The following is a 17,656-nucleotide window of genomic DNA, read 5'->3' on the forward strand; positions in this document are numbered from 1 at the left end:
GCAAGTGCCTGGGCTGGCGTACTCCGCATGAGGTGTTCTATGGGCTGGAGATCACTCCGCTTAGACTTGAGACTCGCGCACTTCGTACTTGAATCCGCGATCAAAAGTGCCTACAGCCCAATCACAGCAAGCGCAAGCAGCTAGAAAAAATGTAGCAACTGGTTTATTGCTGGCGCTGTTCGGCGCCATCGCCTTCAGCGGCAAGGCCATCATCGTCAAGCTGGCCTACCGCCATGGCGTGGATGCGGTCACGCTCATCATGTACCGCATGCTGTTTGCGCTGCCCATTTTTGCCGTGATGGCGTGGTGGGCCAGCCGGGGCAAGCCGCCTTTGTCGCGCCGCGACTGGCTGGGCGTGGCAGGCCTGGGTGTCACGGGCTACTACCTGGCCAGCTTTCTGGATTTTGCCGGGCTGGCCTATATCAGCGCCAGCCTGGAGCGGCTCATCCTGTACCTCAACCCCACGCTGGTGATGATGCTGGGTTGGGTGCTGTATGGCCGCAGCATCCGCTGGGGCCAGGCGCTGGGCATGGCCATCAGTTACTGCGGCGTGGTGCTGGTGTTTGGCCTGGAGGCCCGGCTGCAGGGCGCTGATGCGGCCTGGGGCGCGCTGCTGGTGTTTCTGAGCGCCGTGAGCTATGCCATCTACCTTGTTTACAGCGGCGAGATGGTCAAGCGCATCGGCTCGCTGCGGCTGGTGGGCCTGGCCACCACGGTGGCCTGCCTGTGCTGCCTGCTGCAGTTTGTGCTGCTGCGGCCCCTGAGCGCGGCGGTGGTGGCGCCCGAGGTGATCTGGCTGTCGGTGCTCAATGCCACGCTGTGCACCGCGGCGCCGGTGCTCATGGTGATGATGGCCATCGAGCGCATTGGCGCGGGCATGGCGGCCCAGACCGGCATGGTGGGTCCGCTGTCCACCATCCTCATGGGGGTGTGGATTCTGGGTGAGCCCTTCACGCTGTGGGTGGCGGCGGGCACTGCGCTGGTGATTGCGGGCATTTTTGTGTTCACGCGCATGTCGCGCCAGCCGGTGCGTTGATGCCCCGCAGGCACACCACCCGCCGGGGCAACCAACCGCGCCGTGGGGGCACCGCCGGGCCACGGCGGTCGCCCGCGCAGGCCCCATTTATGATTTGAAACGGCTGCGAGTTGCGGCCAGCAATCGGGAGTTTTTATGGATCTGGGAATCGCGGGCAAGTGGGCGCTGGTGTGTGGCGCCAGCAAAGGGCTGGGGTTTGGTTGCGCGCAGGCGCTGGTGCGCGAGGGCGTGAACGTGGTCATCAACGCGCGCAACGCCGATGCACTGCAGGTGGCTGCTTCTCAATTAATAGCTGCTGGCGCAGACGCAGCAAGCGCCAGAGGCCAAAATGGCACCAAACCCGTGGTGCTGACGGTGGCCGCCGATATCACCACCCCCGAGGGGCGGGCCGCTGTTTTTGCCGTGCCCGGCGGGCCGGGGCGCGACTTTGACATTGTGGTGACCAACGCGGGTGGCCCACCCACGGGCGATTTTCGCGACTGGGACCGCGACGCCTGGATCAAGGCGGTGGACGCCAACATGCTCACCCCCATCGAGCTCATCAAGGCCACGGTGGATGGCATGGCTGCGCGGGGCTTTGGCCGTGTGGTCAACATCACCTCCAGCGCGGTGAAGGCGCCGATTGACATCCTGGGGCTGTCCAACGGCGCACGCAGCGGGCTCACCGGGTTTGTGGCAGGCGCCGCGCGCAGCAAGCTGGCATCGCAGGGCGTCACCCTGAACAACCTGCTGCCGGGCAAGTTCGACACCGACCGCCTTGCCACCACGCTGGGCGCTGCGGCCACCAAGTCCGGCAAAAGCCTGGACGACGTGCGCCGCGCCCAGCAGGCGCAGATCCCGGCCGGCCGCTTTGGCAACCCCGAAGAGTTTGGCGCCATCTGCGCGTTCCTGTGCAGCGTGCATGCGGGTTACATGACGGGCCAGAATGTGCTGGCCGACGGCGGCGCCTACCCCGGCACGTTCTGACGGCGTTGCATGGCGCTGTGTGATGGCGCTTAGTTTTTGATAGCTGCTTGCGCTTGTCCACAAAGCGCGGGCGGCTGTTGTGATTAAAAAACCTTCAGCGCCGCGACGACACCACAATCCCGCCCACGATCAGTGCAAACGCCACAGCGTGGTAGCCGCTGGGCGCTTCGCCCAGAAACGCCGCCGACAGCAAGGCGGCAAACAGCGGGGTCAGGTTGGAGAAGAACCCGGCCACCGCCGGCCCGGCCCGCTGAACCCCGATGCCCCAGCAGCGGTAGGCCACCAGCGCCGGACCGATGGCGATGAACAGCAGCGCCGCCACCAGCGGCCAGCCCCATGCGATGTGCGTGTGCCCCGTGGCCCACTCGGCGCTGGCAAAGACGCCCGACCAGGCCAGGCCAAACACCATCTGCCCTGTCAGAAAGGCGGCCCAGTCGCCGCGCACGCTGGCGGGCTCGCTGGTGCGCACCAGCAGCCAGCTGTAGAACGACCATGAAATCGTGGCCAGCAGCATGAACAGATCGCCCGCCACCAGGCGCAGCGCCAGCAGCTGGCTCCACTCGCCCCGGCTGAGCACGGTGAGCACGCCGATCATTGACAGGGCCGCGCCCGCCAGCTGCCGACGCGTGACGGCTACGCCAAAAAACAGCGCGCCCACCGCCAGCATCCACACCGGCATGCTGGAGCCCACCAGCGTCACGTTGATGGGTGTGGAGGTCTGCAGCGCCAGGTATTGCAGTGCGTTGTACAGGCCCACCCCCAGCAGCCCCAGCAGCGCATAGCGCCGCCAGTGCGGCCACAGCGGGCTGTCCGGGCGCAGCACGCGGTGCGTGAGCGGCAACAGCAGTGCCAGGGCCAGTGCCCAGCGCAAAAAATTGAGGGTGATGGGCGGCACCAGGTCATGCACCAGGCGGCCCACCACGGCATTGCCGGCCCACAGCAGCGGCGCCGTCACCAGCAGCGCCACCGTGCCGGGCGTCAGTCGTTGAGTCATGCCGTCACTGTAACGGTGGGGCCCCAGCGAGGCTTGCAGATTCATGGCAGGATGACAGCCCCCTTGTCGCATCCATTACAGGAGACCGTTTTCATGAGCCTTGCCGTCCAGATCCGCCAGCCCGGTGGCGCCGAAGAACTTCACCTGGTTGACGTGGCCGTGGGTGAGCCCGGGCCGGGTGAAATCCGCATCCGGCACCACGCCATCGGCCTGAACTTCATCGATGTGTACCACCGCACGGGTCTGTACCCGCTCAACCTGCCCGCCACCATCGGCATGGAGGCCGCCGGCGTGGTCGAAGCCGTGGGCGAAGGCGTCACGCACCTGAAGGTGGGCGACCGCGCCGCCTATGCCAGCCAGCCGCCCGGTGCCTATTGCGAGGCGCGCGTGATGCCCGCCAAATGCGTGTGCAAGCTGCCCGACGCCATCAGCTTCGAGACCGGCGCGGCCATGATGCTCAAGGGCCTGACGGCGCAATACCTGCTGAAAAAGACGCTGCCGGTGGAGGGGCTGCACCCCGGCGACCATGTGCTGTTCCATGCCGCCGCTGGTGGTGTGGGCCTTATCGCCTGCCAGTGGGCCAAGGTGCTGGGGCTGCAGCTCATCGCCACCGCCGGCACCGATGCCAAGTGCCAGCTGGCGCTGGCCAATGGCGCGGCCCACGCCATCAACTACGCCACCGAAGACTTTGCGGCGCGCGTGAAAGAAATCACCGCAGGCCAGGGCGTGAAGGTGGTGTACGACTCGGTGGGCAAGGACACCTGGGACAAGTCGCTGGAATGCCTGCGCCCGTTTGGCCTGATGGCCAGCTTCGGCAACTCCTCGGGCCCGGTGGCGCCTTTTGCACCCGGCGCGCTGGGTGCCAAGGGCTCGCTGTATGTCACGCGCCAGACGCTGTTCAGCCACATCACCACGCGCGAAAGCACGCAGGCCATGGCCGACGACCTGTTTGCCGTGGTGGCCAGCGGGCGGGTGAAGATCCACATCGACCAGCGCTACCCGCTCGCCGAGGTGCAGCAGGCGCACCGCGACCTGGAAGCGCGCAAGACCACCGGCTCGACCATCCTCACGCTGTGACGCTGGCCGCCAAAGCGTCTGCCGCCGAATGGCTGGCCACGGCCCGCGCAGCTGCCCATCAGCCGCCCGCGCAAGCGCGTCAGCCCCTGTGGGTGGCGGGGCAGGCCGTGGGGTCGGTGGCGACCGGGATTCTGAGTCAAATCGACCTCTGGCGCTTATCAGATAAGCGCTACCAGCTACTGAATCAGGAGCATTCTGGTGAATGGACGTGGCACCTCGATGTGGCGCCCGACGCCGTCACCCCCGCGCTGAACCTGCTGGCGCAGGCCCTGCGCGCCCAGGGCCAGTGCGGCCCGTGGCGCGACGAGCAACTGGCGGTGTGCAACGCCCATGGCGAGCGGCTGGGCACCATCGAGCGCGGCGCCGTGCGCGTGCTGGGCATTGCCACGCGGGCCGTGCACCTGGTGGGCAGGGCGCCGGATGGCCGCATGTGGGTGCAGCAGCGCTCAAAAACCAAGCCCAACAACCCGGGCATGTGGGACACGTTGATGGGCGGCATGGTCTCGGCCGCCGACACCTTGCAGCAGGCGCTGGAGCGCGAAACCTGGGAGGAGGCGGGTTTGCGCCTGCCCGCGCTGCACGGCGTGGAGCTGGGCGGGCAGGTGGATTTCAGCCGCCCCAGCCGCGAGGGCGGTGGCGTGGGTTACATGGTCGAGCGCATCGACTGGTTTCGCTGCACCGTGCCCGAAGGGCTGGAACCCTGCAACCAGGACGGCGAGGTGGAGCGGTTTGAGCTGTGGAGCCCCGCCCAGGTGCGCGAATGCATTGCTTCGGGCGGGTTCACGCTGGAGGCCGCGCTGGTGCTGGGCGCCTGCTGCGGGCTTTGACAGCCTGCATGAAGCGGGCCGATGCCTCTGTGATCATTCCCTTTCCAAATCATTCGTGTCTAGGCGCGAAGCCGCAGGCAGTGCTGTAGCACGACAAGGCGAAGCAACGACGACACGGGTGATTTAGAAACGGAATCAGGCGTGCGTCACCCAGTCGGCATGCTCGCGCCCGTTCAGGTGCGGCAGGGTGTTGAAGGTCTGCAGCATCAGCCGCTTGGGCGACACGCTGAACTCGGTCACGGCGCTGTTGCGGATGCGCATGTTCAGCGCAATGGTCACCTCGGGCGCGGTGCCCAGCACCTCGCCCACTGCCGCCGAAATGGGGCCACCGCTGCTGACCAGCAGCACGTTGTGCCCCGCGTGCTGGTGGCGCACATGGTCGAGCGCGGCGCGCACGCCGCCGGCAAATTCGTCCCAGCTGGGCATGCCCTGCGGGCTGATGACGCCCGCCATCCATTGCGCCAGCGCGTCGCACAGCAGGCGGAAATGGTGGCGGTATAGCTCGGGCGTGTCGGGCTTGGCCAGGGGCTGCGGGTGGATGGCACGGATGAGCGCCAGGCTGTCGTATTCGTTCAGGCCCGGCATCTGCAGCGGCTCGGGGGTGATCTGCAGGCCTTCGGCAATGCCTTCAAGCGTCTGCGTGTGGCGCCGCAGCGTTCCGGTAAGGATGGCGTCAAATGCCTGGCCCTGTGCGCGCCAGTGTTCGCCCAGCCGCACCGCCTGCTCACGCCCCCGCGTGCTGAGCTGGTCGTAATCGTCGGCACCAAACGAGGCCTGGCCGTGGCGCACAAGGTAGAGGGTTCCCATGGCGGGAATTTAGGGGAATAGCCAGTCTGCCTATGTCTCGCGGGCGACGCATGCTATTGAAAGAGAAGCGAACCACGCGGTGCTGGCCGCCCTGTACGCAAGGCCGGGGCCTGTGGCTGCCGCCGGTTCAGGGTGCGGGGTGCAGCACCTGGCTGAAGATGTCCGCATCCACATTGCCGCCCGTGAGCGCCACGCCCACCGTCTGGCCCGCAAGCCGGTCTTTCTCTTGCAGCGCCGCCGCGAAGGCTGCGGCGCCTGCACCTTCGGCCACGTTGTGCGTGTCGGTGAACAAGGCGCGCATGGCGGCGGCCACCTCGTTGTCGCTGACCTGCACGATGTGGTCGATGTGCGGTGCAATGATGGCCAGTGCCGCGGCGTCGGCCACGCGGCAGGCCATGCCGTCGGCCAGCTGGGTGGTCACCGGGGCCTCCACCACGCGGCCTGCGGCCACCGAGTCGGCGTAGGTGGTGGCGTGGCTGCTGACCACGCCCACCACGCGCACGCCATGGCCCAGTGCCAGCTTGGCCGCAATCGCCGAACAAGCGCCCGAGCCCTGGCCGATGGGCACATACACCACATCAAGCTGCGGCACGGCGCGCAAAAACTCCCACCAGTAGGTGCTTACGCCGCGCAGCAGGTCGGGGTGGAAGCTGGGGACCATGTGCGCGCCACGCTCGGTGGCGATCTGCATGGCGTGTTCCCGCGCCTCCTGGAAGTCACTGCCATGTTCGACGAGCGTGACGCCCAGAGCGCGCATGGCGGTGTTTTTTTCCACCGAGTTGCCCCGTGGCACGACGATGGTGCAGGCCACGCCGTGGCGGCGCGCGGCCCAGCCCATGCTCTGGCCGTGGTTGCCGCGCGTGGCGCTGACCACCTCGCGCGGCAGTGCACCGCGCCGCGCGAGCTGGTCGAAATAAGTGAGGCCGCCCCGGATCTTGAAGGCGCCCACGGGCGTGTGGTTTTCGTGCTTGAGCCAGCAGTCGGTGCCCAGGCGCTCGCTGAGCAGCGCCCAGCGGTATTGCGGCGTGGCGGCAAAGTCGCGGTAAACCACCTGTGCGGCGGCTTCGATGTCGGCCAGGGTGGGAAGGGGCATGGAGAAAACTTCTGTTTTGATAGCTGCTGGCGCTTGCTGAATGGCCGCTTGGAGCTGTTTTGGCTTGTTTTTTACAGCCGCACCGTGCCGCTGATGCAGGTGACGGTGTGGCCGCCCACCCAGATATCCGCGCCGTCTTGTTCAACATGCACCCGCCCGGCGCGCCCCAGCGCGGTGCCCTGGCTGGCCACGTAGCGCGCGGGCGCGAGGCCTGCGCCAATAAGCCATTGCGCCAGCGCGGCATTGAGGCTGCCCGTGACGGGGTCTTCCGCCAGGCCGTTGTTGCCGGGGAAGAAGGCGCGCACTTCGAAGGCGATGCCGTCCGCATCGCTGCTGCCCACCACGCCGACCTTGCCACGCGGCGCGGACGCGCCGCCTTCAGCGGTTGGCCCGACCACGCCCACATCCAGCCCGGCAAGGATGGCGCCGTCGGGCTTCAAGGCCAGCACCTGCGCGGCCGAGCGCAGCATCACGCCGCGCCAGTTCGGGCCGTTGTCGCACCAGGCGTGGTGCAGGATGTCGCTGCGCGCCACACCAAGGCCCTGGGCGATGCGGGCCACATCGGCTTCGTCGAGCGGGCCGCTTTTGATCAACGGTGGGGCCGCAAAGGCCAGGCGGTCATCGTCCTGGCGCAGCGCGACCAGGCCCACGCCGCACTCCTGCACCACGCGGCCCGCCACGCGGGGCTGGCCGCCCGATTGCAGCCAGGCATGGCAGCTGCCCAGCGTGGGGTGGCCGGCAAACGGCAGCTCGCGGCCCGGGCTGAAGATGCGCACGCGGTAGTCCGCGCCCGCTGCGCGGCCCTCGGGCGTGGGCGGCAGCACAAACGTGGCTTCGGACAGGTTGGTCCAGTTGGTGAACTGCTGCATGGCTTCTGCCGTGAGGCCTTCACCGTCCAGCACCACGGCCAGCGGGTTGCCACGGTAGGGCTCGGGGGTGAATACGTCGACCTGCAGATAAGGGCGTTGGCGCATGGCGGGGCTTGGAAGGAAAGAACTCAGGACAGCGGCTGGTCTAGCACGCCGCGTGCGCCGGGGCGCTCGCGCAGGGCCTGGAACCAGCGTTCCAGGTGGGGCCGGGCGGTGCGTTCCTGGGGCAGGCCCCACCAGCGGTGGATCTCGCAGCCCACCGGAATGTCGGCCATGGTGAAGTGCTCGCCTGCCATGAAGGGCTGGTGCGCGAGGTGCGCGTCCAGCAGCGCCAACAGCGCTTCGGTGGCGGCCACCGAGCGTTGGATGAGCGCGTCGTTGCGCTGCGTGGCCGGTGTGCGAATCCACTGCATGAAGGCGTCGCGCCCGGCAGGGTTGAGCGTTGTTTGCTGCCAATCCATCCATTGCTCGGCCACAAACCGGGCGGGCAGGGCCTCAGGGTAGAGCTGGCCGGGCGCATAGCGGGCGCACAGGTAGCGCACGATGGTGTTCGACTCCCACAGCACCACGCCGCCCTCGTCTTCGATCAGGGGCACCAGGCCGTTGGGGTTGAGGCCCAGGTAATGTGGGTCACGCACGATGCCAAATTGCCCCCCGGCATCGGTGCGCTGCAAGGGCAGCGCCAATTCCTGCGCGGTCCATACCACCTTGCGCACATTGATGGACGAGAGCCGCCCCCATAGCCGCAACATGCTCAGCCCTTTGCCAGTTGCGCGCGGATGGCCGCTGCCAGCGCGGCGATGGCGGTGCGGATATCGTCGCTGGTGGCCGTCACATACGACAGGCGCAGGGTGCGGGTGTCGGGGTGTTCGGCATAAAACGGCGCACCGGGCACAAAGGCCACGTTGCGCTCCACGGCCGCCGGCAGCAGGGCCTGCGCATCCATGCCTTCGGGCAGCATCACCCACAGGAACATGCCACCCGCCGGGCGCGTCCAGGTCACATCCAGGCCGGCCATTTCGCGCTCCAGCGCGTCCAGCATGGTGTCGCGCTGCTGCTTGTAGAGTGCGCGGATCGTGGGCACATGGCGGTCGAGAAAACCGTCCCGGATCACTTCGGCGACCACACGCTGGTTGAAACCGGGCGTGTGCAGGTCGGCCGCCTGCTTGGCTTGCAGCAGCTTGGGGTAGATGGCCTTGGGCGCGACCAGAAATCCGATGCGCAGGCCCGGGGCCAGCACCTTGGAAAACGAGCCCATATAGATGCAGCCGTCGGGGTTGCGGGCGGTCAGGGGCGCGGGTGGGGCCTCGCCAAACCACAGGTCGCCATAGGGGTTGTCTTCGATCAGCGGAATGTTCAGCTCGGACGCCTTGGCCACCAGCGCGGCGCGGCGCGCCTCGGTCATGGTGCGGCCCGTGGGGTTCTGGAAGTTGGGCAGCACATAGGCCAGGCGGGCCTTGTCGGCGCCGGTGCCCACCTTGGCGGCAAAGTCGTCCACCAGAATGCCGTCGTCGTCGCTGGCCACGCTCACGGCCAGCGGTTCTTGCGGCGCAAAGGCCTGCAGCGCGCCCAGGTAGGTGGGCGTTTCCACCAGCATGCGGCTGTCCTTGTCGAGAAACACCTTGCCGATCAGATCGAGCGCTTGTTGCGAGCCGGTGGTGATGAGCACCTGGTCCGGGTCCACCGCCCAGGGCAGCATGTCGGCCACGGCCTGGCGCAGGGGTGCAAAGCCTTCGCTGGTGGCGTATTGCAGGGCGGCCGCGCCGTCGCGTGCCATCACGGTGTTGCAGGCCGCGGTGAACTCCTGCAAGGGAAACGCCTTGGGCGAAGGCAGGCCGCCGGCCAGGCTGATGATGCCGGGCTTGTCGGTGAGTTTGAGGATCTCGCGGATTGCCGAGGGGTTCATCTTGGCGGCGCGTGCAGCCAGGGTCCAGTTCGTCATGCAGTCATCTCCAGTGGGCGCCCGGCAGGGGCGCGCTTGTCATCCGATTAAAAGGGCCGCTTTGCGGCGGGGCCAGGGGGTGCGGGTGGACCGATGGGGTCGCACTTTAACCCGCCCGATGGGCGTGACGCGCCTGTCTCGGCGTGGGCCCGTGGGGGTTGTGGGGGTTCGTGGCGGGTTGTCATCGTCATCCCTGCGGGGCCCGCGCCCGCACCGGCATGCGACGGCCCAGCAACACGGTGGCCATCACAGCCAGGCCAAAGCCTACGCTCACCGCGTCCAGGCCCTCGCCCAGCAGGGGCACGGCAAACAACATGCCCAGAAAGGGTTGCACCAGTTGCACCTGGCTCACGCGCACCGTGCCGCCCAGCGCCAGGCCCCGGTACCAGGCAAAAAAGCCCAGCCACATCGAGAAAACCGATACATAGGCAAACCCGCTCCAGGCGACGGCGGGTACGGACACGTCAGGCCACGACAGCGCGGCCAGCGGCGCCGTGACTGGCAGCGAGATCACCAGTGCCCAGCAGATCACGAACTCGGCGCGCATGTGCTGCGACAGCCGCGCGCCAAAACCATAGCCCACGGCCGCGCACAGCATGGCACCCAGCAGCAGCATATCGGCCGGGTGCAGCGCCAGCCCGGCGGCGCCCGAACGCAACACGGCAAACCCCACCACCAGCCCGGAGCCCAGCGCCGCACAGGCCCAGAAGGCTGGCGACGGGCGCTGGCGGTGCAGCAGCGCGCCCACAGCCGCAGTGGCCAGCGGCAGCACGCCCACGATCACGCTGGCGTGCACGGCGCTGACATGGCGCATGGCTATCGAGGTGAGCAGCGGAAAGCCAAACACCACACCGAGCGCTGTCAGCACCAGCGGCAAGGCGTCGGCGCGCTGCGGCAGCGGTGCCCGCAGCGCCAGCAGCAGCGCCCCCGAAAGCAGCCCCGCCAGGGCCGCGCGCCCCATAGCGATGAACAGGCCCGACATCAGTGGCGCATCGGGTGTGCCCACGGCCAGCCGGGTCATGGGCAGGGTCAGGGCAAAGATCGTCACGCCGAGCAGGCCCAGGGCCAGTCCGCGGGCCTCAGCGCCGTGGGCTGGATGGGCGCGGGGCGGCGTCATGCGCGCACCATCCAGGCCGCCGTCACCACCAAGACAAGCGCCATGGCGCGGTTGAACCACAGCAGGCGGCGCCCGTGCGCCAGCCAGTGGCGCAGCAACGCGCCCACGGAGGCATACGCAAAATTGCTGGACAGCGCAAACAGGGCCATCACGGGCAGCACCACGGCCAGGCGCTGCAGGCTGTCTTCGCGCCCCACGATCCAGCCCGCCACGATGGTCAGCGACAGCAGCCAGGCCTTGATGTTCACGAATTGCAGTGCCGCGCCTTGCCAAAAGCCCACGTCCATGCGGGCAGCGTCGGCCTCGCCCAGCTGGCCGCTCTGGCTGAGCTTCCAGGCCAGCCACACCAGGTAGGCAATGCCCACGGCCTTGATGGCCCAGCGCAGCGCGGGCACCGCCACCACCGCGGCGCCCAAGCCGCCCGCGCACAAAAGCAGCAGGGCGCTCCAGCCCACGGGCACGGCGCAGACAAAGCGCATCGCGTGGCGCAACCCCCGGTTGGCCGCCAGCGCGGTGGACAGCGTGGTGTTGGGACCGGGGCTGAAGCTCATGGCAGTGGCCAGTGCCAGCAGGGCAGTGAATTCAACAGGTGGCATGGCCTTGAAATGAAGAAGATTGGCAGTTACTGTAGAGGCAATTGCAATACAGTGCCAATACAGATAGGCTGACAATGAAGCGATCTGTAGTGGTCATTGTGTCAGCACAGTTGCCGTTTTTTGTACAAGGCCTTGCATGCTTACCCGTTCCAGCAACCACACCCTGACCGAACAGCTGGCCGAGCGTTTTGCCGAGCGCATCCGTTCGCGGCTGCTGCCTGCGGGCGCGCGCTTGCCGTCGGTGCGCGAATGCGCGCGCCAGCAGGGCGTCAGCCCCTACACCGTGGTGGCCGCCTACGACCAGTTGCAGGCCCAGGGCCTGGTAGAGGCGCGCAGCCAGCGCGGTTTTTATGTGCGGGATTTTGTGCAAAATGGGGCTCTAGCCCAAGAGGGACAAGCGCAAGCAGCTATACAAAATATAGCGGGTGTGGCGCTCAGGGTGGCCACGGGCACGGGGTCGTTGCCATCGGGTTCGCGCATCAACGCCACGGCGCTGATCCGGGGCATGTTCCACCAGTCGTCCACCCATCCGCAACCCGGCGCGGGCGTGTTTCCGGCCGATTGGCTGGAGACGGGCTTCATGGCGGCGGCGGTGCGCAAAGTCACCGGCAGCCGGGCGTTGCAAGAGGGCTCACTGCAGTATGGCGAACCCATGGGGGATCCCGGCCTGCGCCAGGTGCTGGCGCGCAAGCTGGCGGGCCTGGGCATTCCCGCGCGGGCCGGGCAGATCATGACCACGGTGGGCGCCACCCATGCGCTCGACATCGTCAGCCGCACGCTGCTGCGGCCCGGCGACCCGGTGATGGTCGAGGAGCCCGGTTGGTCGGTGGAGTTTGCGCGCCTGGATGCCCTGGGCATGCACATCCTGCCCGTGCCGCGCCGCGCCGACGGGCCCGATCTGGCCGTGATGGCGCGCTATTGCGAGGCCCACGCTCCGAAGCTGTTCGTGAGCGTGAGCGTGTTCCACAATCCCACGGGCTATTGCCTGTCGCCCGGCAGTGCGCACCAGGTGCTGCAGCTGGCACAGCAGCACAACTTTCATGTGGTGGAAGACGACACCTACAGCCACATCGCGCCCGAACACGCCACGCGGCTGTCGGTGCTCGACGGCCTGCGGCGCACCATCTATGTGAGCGGTTTCGCCAAAATCCTGGCGCCCAACTGGCGCGTGGGCTACCTGGCGGCGCCACCCGATCTGGTGGAGCGCCTGCTCGACACCAAGCTGTTGTCCACCCTGACCACACCGTCCATCCTGGAGAAGGCGCTGGCCCTGTGCATCGACCAGGGCCAGTTGCGCCGCCATGCCGAGCGCATGCGCCTGCGCCTGGCCCAGGCGCGCTCGCGCAGCGTGCAGCTGGCGCTGGAGGCAGGTTGCAGCTTTGCCGCCGAACCTGCCGGGCTGTTCGGCTGGGTGGAAACGGGCGTGGACACCGACGTGCTGGCCCAGCGCATGCTGGACGAGGGCTACCTGCTGGCGCCCGGGGCGTTGTTCCATGCCAGCCGGCAACCGTGCACGCTGATGCGCATCAACTTCACCACCACGCAGGACGCGGCCTTCTGGCGCGTGCTCCAGCGGGTGGTGGCGCAGAGCCGATAGCCGCGTTTGGATCAGGCGTTTGATCTCAAATTCCGCTCGCCTTGAGGTCGAAGCCCTTCGACAAGCGCAGGGCGAACGGTTGAATTTTTGCCAGACCGCCAGACCGCCAGACCGCCAGACCGCCAGACCGGAGCAGCGTTGCGGCAGCAAAGGGTCAGGCGGCGGGGCGCTCCACTTCGAGATCGGCTAGCACGCGCAGCAGTGCACGGTTGACTTCTTCCAGATCCATCTCGTGGGTTTCGCACAGCTTGCGGATGGCGCTGGCGTCTTCGGATTCCAGGGCACGGGCCATCTGCAGGCCCGAGACATACGGGCCCGTGCCGAGCACATTGGCGTCGTAGATGCGTTCCGACAGCGGAATGCGGCGCAGGATGGTGCCCAGCGATTCGCCCATCACATCGTCCAGTTGCGACAGCAGCCCGCACAGATAGATCTCGCGGCGCAGGTCGTTTTCTACGCCAGCGTCGAGCAGGTGCGTCATGAGTTGCGCCCGGATCAGCATGGACTCGCGCACGGGCCGCAGGTTCAGGTCGGTGCTGGCGTGGGGCAACTGGTCGGACAGCCAGCGCTTGATGGAGCCATAGCCCATCATCACCAGCCCCCGGCGCAACGAGTCGATGCCCGTGCGCAAGCCCAGTGCCGCCGAGTTGGTATAGACCATGAAACGGTAGGCCAGCAGCGGGTCTTCGCCCATGATTTCTTCGAAGGTCTCCAGCGACTGCTCGGCGTCTATGGCCTTCATCAGCTTGAAGATGACGGCGTGCGAGGGTTGAGGCGCCTGGTGCCGCTGGTGGTAGAGCACGTCTTCCGCGGGCCACCCGGCCAGTGCCAGGGCGTTTTGCTGATCCAGACAATGCTCCATGAGTGCGCGGCTGGTGATGTTTTCATACATCTGGCCTGCCAGCACCGGGCTTTTGGCGTGGGCCACCGGCGCCGGGCCACCAGGCCGGGTGGGGGCGGTTTGCAGTGCCGCCACGGCGTCTTCGGGGCGCAGCGAAAGCAGGCTGTTGTCAAAGCAACGCGCCACCTCGGGCCCGGGCAAGCGGGCCAGGTCGCCGCGCCACACCAGCTTGAGGCCGCGCTGGTGCGCCGCCTTGACGCGGGCCAAGATGGCACTGTCGGACAGCCAGTCGCCCCGCACCTCGATCCAGGGTGCGCCGCGCGGGGCGTCATCCAGCAGCGAGCACAAAAGCTGGCGCGTTTGCGCAGACAACAGAAGCGGTGGTGAGGTGGAAGACCACATCTCTTGCACCGTGCGCAGCAGGTGGGCGGCATCCACCACCGTGGCGGCTTCGTTCTGGGCATAGAGCTGAATGCCCGCGAGTTTGCGGGCCCGGTTCCACAAAGGGCGGTAGCCAAGAATCAGGCTGCCAAGGACGGATTGGACCATGGGCGTTGAAGCAATAAGACAGCGGGGCCGGATCCTGGCAACGGAGCCGGGCCTCCGCCGCGCGAGCAGGTTTTAACTGATGAAGTTGAACAGGGAAAGCTTCTGAACCGAGGCATAGGACTTGAGGGCGGCCTCGTATCCCACCTGCTGGTTCTGGAAGTCCGAAATGCCCTTGATCATATCGAGATCCTCGGCGCGCGAGCGGTCGTCTTCGAGCTGGATGGAGCGTTTTTCCTGGTCGCCCGTGATGCGGTCTGCGCGGTTGAGCAACTCGCCCGCATAGCCGCGCATGTTGTGCATGCGCTCCAGCCCCGAGTCGAGGTTGGCCAGCGCCTGGCCCACCGCCTGACTGGCGGCGTTGCTGTTGGGTGCGTTGCGGATGTCATTGATGGCGCTGTCGAGGGCGCTGAACACGCTGGCGCTGGGTTTCAGAGTGATCGTGTCGCCCGTGGCGGGCGTGCCGGTGATCTTGAAGCTCAGTCCCGGAACATGAACTGTGGGATTGGTGGCAGCCGAGATTTCAAGGCTCAGGGGTTTGTCACTTGGGAAGTCGGGAACCGTGACCGAGGCCGACGAAGTGCTCAGGGTCAGGTCATTGATGGTGTAGGTGGCGGTGGAGGTACCCGGCGTAGCGCCTGGTCCCACTGCACTGAACACGATGGAGTAGTTGTGGCCGTTCACCAGGCCCAAATCCACGGGCTTGATGGCATCGGTGGTCAGCCGACGGCTGCTGGGAATGGCGCTGAGGCTGGCGTTGTACACCCCGTCGCGCTGCGGCTGAAACATGAACGCCGAATCGCCATCCAGCGTGTTCGGAATGGCCACCCCCGTGCTGCTGTACTGCCCCGCCAGGCCATCGAATTTGTAGTCTGGCGACGTGCTCAGCGGCCCTAGGAATGGTGACAGAGCGCTGCCGAGGGCCCCCAGCAAGGGGACGCCATTGGTGTCCTTGCGGTTGGCCACCTCCGACAGCTGTTCGCGCAGGCCCTGCAGCTGGTTGGCAATGGTGGCCCGGTCGTTGGGGGTCAGGGTGCCGTTGCCTGCACTCACAATGAGTTCGCGCGCGTTTTGAACCAGGCCCACGGCGTCGCCCATGGCGGACTCGGCCTGCGCAATGGCGTTGCGCTGCGTTTCCAGTGCGCGCTGCTCGGTCTGAATACGAGACAGCCGCGTGAGGGCGCGCTCGGCCTGCGCGGCTGCCACCGGGTCGTCGCTGGCCCGCACCACGCGCTTGCCCGAGGTCAGGTTTTCCTGCAGGTTGGACAGGGATGTCTGGCGCTGACCGATGTTGCGCACGGCAACGTCGTACTGGTTGGCTGTGCTCAGCCGGTAAAGAGCGTTGCTCATGATGGACTCCGTTCAGGCATGGGCCCTGTTCTTAGCGGCCGAGACCCTGGATCAGTGTGTCGAAGATATTTTGCGCGATCTGGATCATCTTGGCCGAGGCCTGGTAAGCCTGCTGGTACTGGATCAGACGCGCAGCCTCTTCGTCGAGGTTGACGCCGGCGACGGCCGTGCGGTCGCGCTCCAGATTGGCCGCAATGGAAGAAGACAACTCGGCCGCGAATTGTGCGCTTTGGGTGCGTGTGCCCACCTGCGCCATGGCGCTGGCAAAACCGTCAGCCAACGTGGCGTTGTCGAACATCGGCACATCGCGCAGGGCCATCAGCGCGCTGGCGTTGCCGGTGTCACGCTTGTACCAGTCGCCATATTGGGAGTCGGTCGCGTTACCCACCGTAACGGTGTCGCCGCTCTTGGGTGCGCCCTGTAGGGCGATTTCCCAGCCATTGATGGCAATTTTTTCGCCAGAAACGTAGTTGCCGGTAGCAATGGTTGCTACGGGTGGGCCGGGAACCGTTGCCGAATAGGTTGCAGGCGACCCTGCTGTAAAGGCAATCGTGACAGGACTTCCCGTTGCAGGTTGCGTGATCGGGCCGGTTGCCTTCAGTGATGCCAACTGGAGCGAACCCCCATTCGCCGCCCCCATGGCGGCATTGACCGGATTGGCAGCCGCCAGGTCGGTCGGCGAGTACTGCAGCGCCTGCAACTCCGCCGCGGCGCCCTGCAGCGAATTGATCACGAACTGGTCGCCTGCGTTGACCGCACCTGAGAGCGTGACACCCAGACCCTGTGCCGAAAAGACGCTCGCCACTGTGACCGGTGGCAGCGCAGAGCCATCGAAGTTGAAGACTTTGCCGTCCGAATGGCGGGTGACCGAGCCCGCGTCGCCCGCCGTGAAGCTGACGGTGTAGCTCGACGCCTGCAGTGCCGTGGGGTCGGCTACCGTCAGCGCCATGGTGGCGGTCGAGGTATTGAAGTTGCTGGGTGTTGCATTGCCCAGACTGATGGGCGCGAAAAGGTTTTCACCCGGCTGGCCATTGAGCGTCAGACCCAGCCGGTTCTGCGTGTTCATCGACTCGCTGATGGCGATGGCCATGCGGCCGAGCAGGTTGCGGCCTTCGGCGAGGTCGTTGTTCTGAAAGCGCAGCAAGCCCGCCACCTGGCCCCCGCCGAGCATGTTTTCGTTCAACTCCACTTTGGTGGAGGAGCCAGGCGCCAGAAAGCTCAGCACCTTTTTGCCGCTGCCCGCGCCAAAATCGATTGGATCGTCAATCGACAGCGTGGCAGCCTGGTTGCCCAGCACCAGCGGCTGGCTGCCGGCCACGAACACGCTGACCGTGCCGTCGTCGGCGGCCACCTGCGATGTCTGGATGTGCTGGTTGAGCTCGCGGATGAGCTGGTCGCGCTGGTCGAGCAGGTCGTTGGCGGGCTGGCCGTTGCCCTTGGCACGGGCAATCTGCTCGTTGATGCCGGCGATGTTCTTGGCCAGGCTGTTGACCGCGACCATGCTGCCCTTGAGCTGCTCGGCCACGGTGTAGCCGATTTCGTCCAGGCGTTGCGAGGCGTCGCGCATGCGCGCGGCGGTTTCGTCCATGCGCGTCAGGGCCACGCTGCGCGCAGTGAGGTCGGTGGGGGCGCTCACGACATCCGAGAGCGCGTTCATCATGTCGTTGATGGATGCGCCAATGCCGCTGGCGCCGCCGCTGAAAACCTCTTGCAACTGGCGCAGGCGGTCCATGCGCACGGTGTCGCCCGCATCCACCGCTGATGCGGCGGTGGACTGGCGCGTGAGCAGCTCGCTGTGGTTGCGCTGGATGGTCTGCACATCCACGCCCTTGCCAATGTAGCCACCGCCGGTGAACTGGCCCTGCACGGTCTGCAGCACCACGGTCTGGCGCGAATAGCCGGGCGTGCTGACGTTGGCAATGTTGTGGCCTGCGGTCTGCAGGGCCGCCTGGTTGGCCAGAAGGGCGCGGGATCCGACGTTGAGCAGGCTCATGGCTT

The 17,656-nt window shown here is 66.8% G+C and carries 16 protein-coding genes; 5 read left to right on the top strand and 11 right to left on the bottom strand.

The window, feature by feature from the left end; translation table 11 throughout:
* Window positions 1-106: 106 nt before the first annotated feature.
* Together B7Y64_RS14140 and B7Y64_RS14145 are read left to right on the top strand one after the other, a co-directional pair.
* Entirely contained in the window at window positions 107-1,036 is a 930-nt protein-coding gene (locus tag B7Y64_RS14140) for a DMT family transporter (RefSeq protein ID WP_035240905.1), read from the top strand.
* Window positions 1,037-1,171: 135 nt separating this feature from the next.
* Window positions 1,172-2,002, top strand: a complete 831-nt coding sequence (locus B7Y64_RS14145) for an SDR family oxidoreductase (RefSeq protein WP_291325398.1) — start codon at window positions 1,172-1,174, stop codon at window positions 2,000-2,002.
* Between the two features lie 94 nt (window positions 2,003-2,096).
* On the opposite strand, the gene B7Y64_RS14150 is transcribed toward B7Y64_RS14145, so the two are convergent.
* Complete coding sequence (locus B7Y64_RS14150) at window positions 2,097-2,996, bottom strand: DMT family transporter (protein WP_024813934.1); 900 nt, start codon at window positions 2,994-2,996, stop codon at window positions 2,097-2,099.
* Window positions 2,997-3,089: 93 nt separating this feature from the next.
* Here B7Y64_RS14150 and B7Y64_RS14155 point away from each other — a divergent pair, with 93 nt between their 5' ends.
* Both B7Y64_RS14155 and B7Y64_RS14160 read left to right on the top strand, forming a co-directional pair.
* Window positions 3,090-4,073, top strand: coding sequence for a quinone oxidoreductase (locus B7Y64_RS14155; protein ID WP_291325397.1), 984 nt, complete (start codon window positions 3,090-3,092; stop codon window positions 4,071-4,073).
* Complete coding sequence (locus B7Y64_RS14160; RefSeq protein ID WP_291325396.1) at window positions 4,070-4,900, top strand: DUF4743 domain-containing protein; 831 nt, start codon at window positions 4,070-4,072, stop codon at window positions 4,898-4,900. The genes B7Y64_RS14155 and B7Y64_RS14160 overlap by 4 nt, the downstream gene beginning before the upstream one ends.
* A 135-nt stretch (window positions 4,901-5,035) precedes the next feature.
* Here B7Y64_RS14160 and B7Y64_RS14165 read toward each other — a convergent pair whose 3' ends face one another.
* The 7 genes from B7Y64_RS14165 to B7Y64_RS14195 all read right to left on the bottom strand — a co-directional run bounded on the left by B7Y64_RS14165 (window position 5,036) and on the right by B7Y64_RS14195 (window position 11,324).
* A complete protein-coding gene (locus B7Y64_RS14165; RefSeq protein WP_024813937.1) occupies window positions 5,036-5,707 on the bottom strand; it encodes a histidine phosphatase family protein in 672 nt (223 codons plus the stop codon).
* A 127-nt stretch (window positions 5,708-5,834) separates the two neighbouring features.
* The gene (locus tag B7Y64_RS14170) at window positions 5,835-6,800 is read right to left on the bottom strand and encodes a threonine dehydratase (RefSeq protein ID WP_291326812.1); all 966 of its coding nucleotides are present in this window, start codon (window positions 6,798-6,800) and stop codon (window positions 5,835-5,837) included.
* A gap of 71 nt (window positions 6,801-6,871) precedes the next feature.
* On the bottom strand, window positions 6,872-7,774 hold the full coding sequence (locus tag B7Y64_RS14175) for a PhzF family phenazine biosynthesis protein (protein WP_111866279.1): 903 nt from the start codon (window positions 7,772-7,774) through the stop codon (window positions 6,872-6,874).
* A 23-nt stretch (window positions 7,775-7,797) separates the two neighbouring features.
* Window positions 7,798-8,421 carry a glutathione S-transferase gene (locus B7Y64_RS14180; protein WP_291326810.1) on the bottom strand — a complete coding sequence of 208 codons (624 nt, stop codon included), beginning with the start codon at window positions 8,419-8,421 and terminating at the stop codon, window positions 7,798-7,800.
* Window positions 8,422-8,423: 2 nt separating this feature from the next.
* Window positions 8,424-9,611, bottom strand: a complete 1,188-nt coding sequence (locus B7Y64_RS14185; RefSeq protein WP_291326808.1) for a PLP-dependent aminotransferase family protein — start codon at window positions 9,609-9,611, stop codon at window positions 8,424-8,426.
* 187 nt (window positions 9,612-9,798) lie between these two features.
* A complete protein-coding gene (locus tag B7Y64_RS14190; protein WP_291326806.1) occupies window positions 9,799-10,728 on the bottom strand; it encodes a DMT family transporter in 930 nt (309 codons plus the stop codon).
* The gene (locus B7Y64_RS14195) at window positions 10,725-11,324 is read right to left on the bottom strand and encodes a LysE family translocator (RefSeq protein ID WP_291326805.1); all 600 of its coding nucleotides are present in this window, start codon (window positions 11,322-11,324) and stop codon (window positions 10,725-10,727) included. The genes B7Y64_RS14190 and B7Y64_RS14195 overlap by 4 nt, the downstream gene beginning before the upstream one ends.
* A 136-nt stretch (window positions 11,325-11,460) precedes the next feature.
* Between B7Y64_RS14195 and B7Y64_RS14200 the strand changes: the two genes are divergently transcribed.
* Entirely contained in the window at window positions 11,461-12,921 is a 1,461-nt protein-coding gene (locus B7Y64_RS14200) for a PLP-dependent aminotransferase family protein (RefSeq protein ID WP_291326804.1), read from the top strand.
* Between the two features lie 154 nt (window positions 12,922-13,075).
* On the opposite strand, the gene B7Y64_RS14205 is transcribed toward B7Y64_RS14200, so the two are convergent.
* The 3 genes from B7Y64_RS14205 to flgK all read right to left on the bottom strand — a co-directional run bounded on the left by B7Y64_RS14205 (window position 13,076) and on the right by flgK (window position 17,651).
* A complete protein-coding gene (locus tag B7Y64_RS14205) occupies window positions 13,076-14,311 on the bottom strand; it encodes an HDOD domain-containing protein (RefSeq protein ID WP_291326802.1) in 1,236 nt (411 codons plus the stop codon).
* Window positions 14,312-14,383: 72 nt separating this feature from the next.
* Window positions 14,384-15,658, bottom strand: coding sequence for a flagellar hook-associated protein FlgL (flgL, locus tag B7Y64_RS14210; protein ID WP_291326801.1), 1,275 nt, complete (start codon window positions 15,656-15,658; stop codon window positions 14,384-14,386).
* Window positions 15,659-15,689: 31 nt separating this feature from the next.
* On the bottom strand, window positions 15,690-17,651 hold the full coding sequence (gene flgK, locus B7Y64_RS14215; protein ID WP_291329203.1) for a flagellar hook-associated protein FlgK: 1,962 nt from the start codon (window positions 17,649-17,651) through the stop codon (window positions 15,690-15,692).
* Between the last annotated feature and the right edge of the window lie 5 nt (window positions 17,652-17,656).

This window comes from Acidovorax sp. 35-64-16, assembly GCF_002281195.1.
Taxonomy (GTDB): domain Bacteria; phylum Pseudomonadota; class Gammaproteobacteria; order Burkholderiales; family Burkholderiaceae_C; genus Acidovorax; species Acidovorax defluvii.

What these genes read in the sequence shown, in the direction of transcription:
- B7Y64_RS14145 (WP_291325398.1), top strand. Translation starts at nt 1,172, where the DNA reads ATGGATCTGGGAATCGCGGGCAAGTGGGCGCTGGTGTGTGGCGCCAGC.
- B7Y64_RS14150 (WP_024813934.1), bottom strand. Translation starts at nt 2,996, where the DNA reads ATGACTCAACGACTGACGCCCGGCACGGTGGCGCTGCTGGTGACGGCG.
- B7Y64_RS14155 (WP_291325397.1), top strand. Translation starts at nt 3,090, where the DNA reads ATGAGCCTTGCCGTCCAGATCCGCCAGCCCGGTGGCGCCGAAGAACTT.
- B7Y64_RS14165 (WP_024813937.1), bottom strand. Translation starts at nt 5,707, where the DNA reads ATGGGAACCCTCTACCTTGTGCGCCACGGCCAGGCCTCGTTTGGTGCC.
- B7Y64_RS14170 (WP_291326812.1), bottom strand. Translation starts at nt 6,800, where the DNA reads ATGCCCCTTCCCACCCTGGCCGACATCGAAGCCGCCGCACAGGTGGTT.
- B7Y64_RS14175 (WP_111866279.1), bottom strand. Translation starts at nt 7,774, where the DNA reads ATGCGCCAACGCCCTTATCTGCAGGTCGACGTATTCACCCCCGAGCCC.
- B7Y64_RS14180 (WP_291326810.1), bottom strand. Translation starts at nt 8,421, where the DNA reads ATGTTGCGGCTATGGGGGCGGCTCTCGTCCATCAATGTGCGCAAGGTG.
- B7Y64_RS14185 (WP_291326808.1), bottom strand. Translation starts at nt 9,611, where the DNA reads ATGACGAACTGGACCCTGGCTGCACGCGCCGCCAAGATGAACCCCTCG.
- B7Y64_RS14190 (WP_291326806.1), bottom strand. Translation starts at nt 10,728, where the DNA reads ATGACGCCGCCCCGCGCCCATCCAGCCCACGGCGCTGAGGCCCGCGGA.
- B7Y64_RS14195 (WP_291326805.1), bottom strand. Translation starts at nt 11,324, where the DNA reads ATGCCACCTGTTGAATTCACTGCCCTGCTGGCACTGGCCACTGCCATG.
- B7Y64_RS14200 (WP_291326804.1), top strand. Translation starts at nt 11,461, where the DNA reads ATGCTTACCCGTTCCAGCAACCACACCCTGACCGAACAGCTGGCCGAG.
- B7Y64_RS14205 (WP_291326802.1), bottom strand. Translation starts at nt 14,311, where the DNA reads ATGGTCCAATCCGTCCTTGGCAGCCTGATTCTTGGCTACCGCCCTTTG.
- flgL (WP_291326801.1), bottom strand. Translation starts at nt 15,658, where the DNA reads ATGAGCAACGCTCTTTACCGGCTGAGCACAGCCAACCAGTACGACGTT.
- flgK (WP_291329203.1), bottom strand. Translation starts at nt 17,651, where the DNA reads ATGAGCCTGCTCAACGTCGGATCCCGCGCCCTTCTGGCCAACCAGGCG.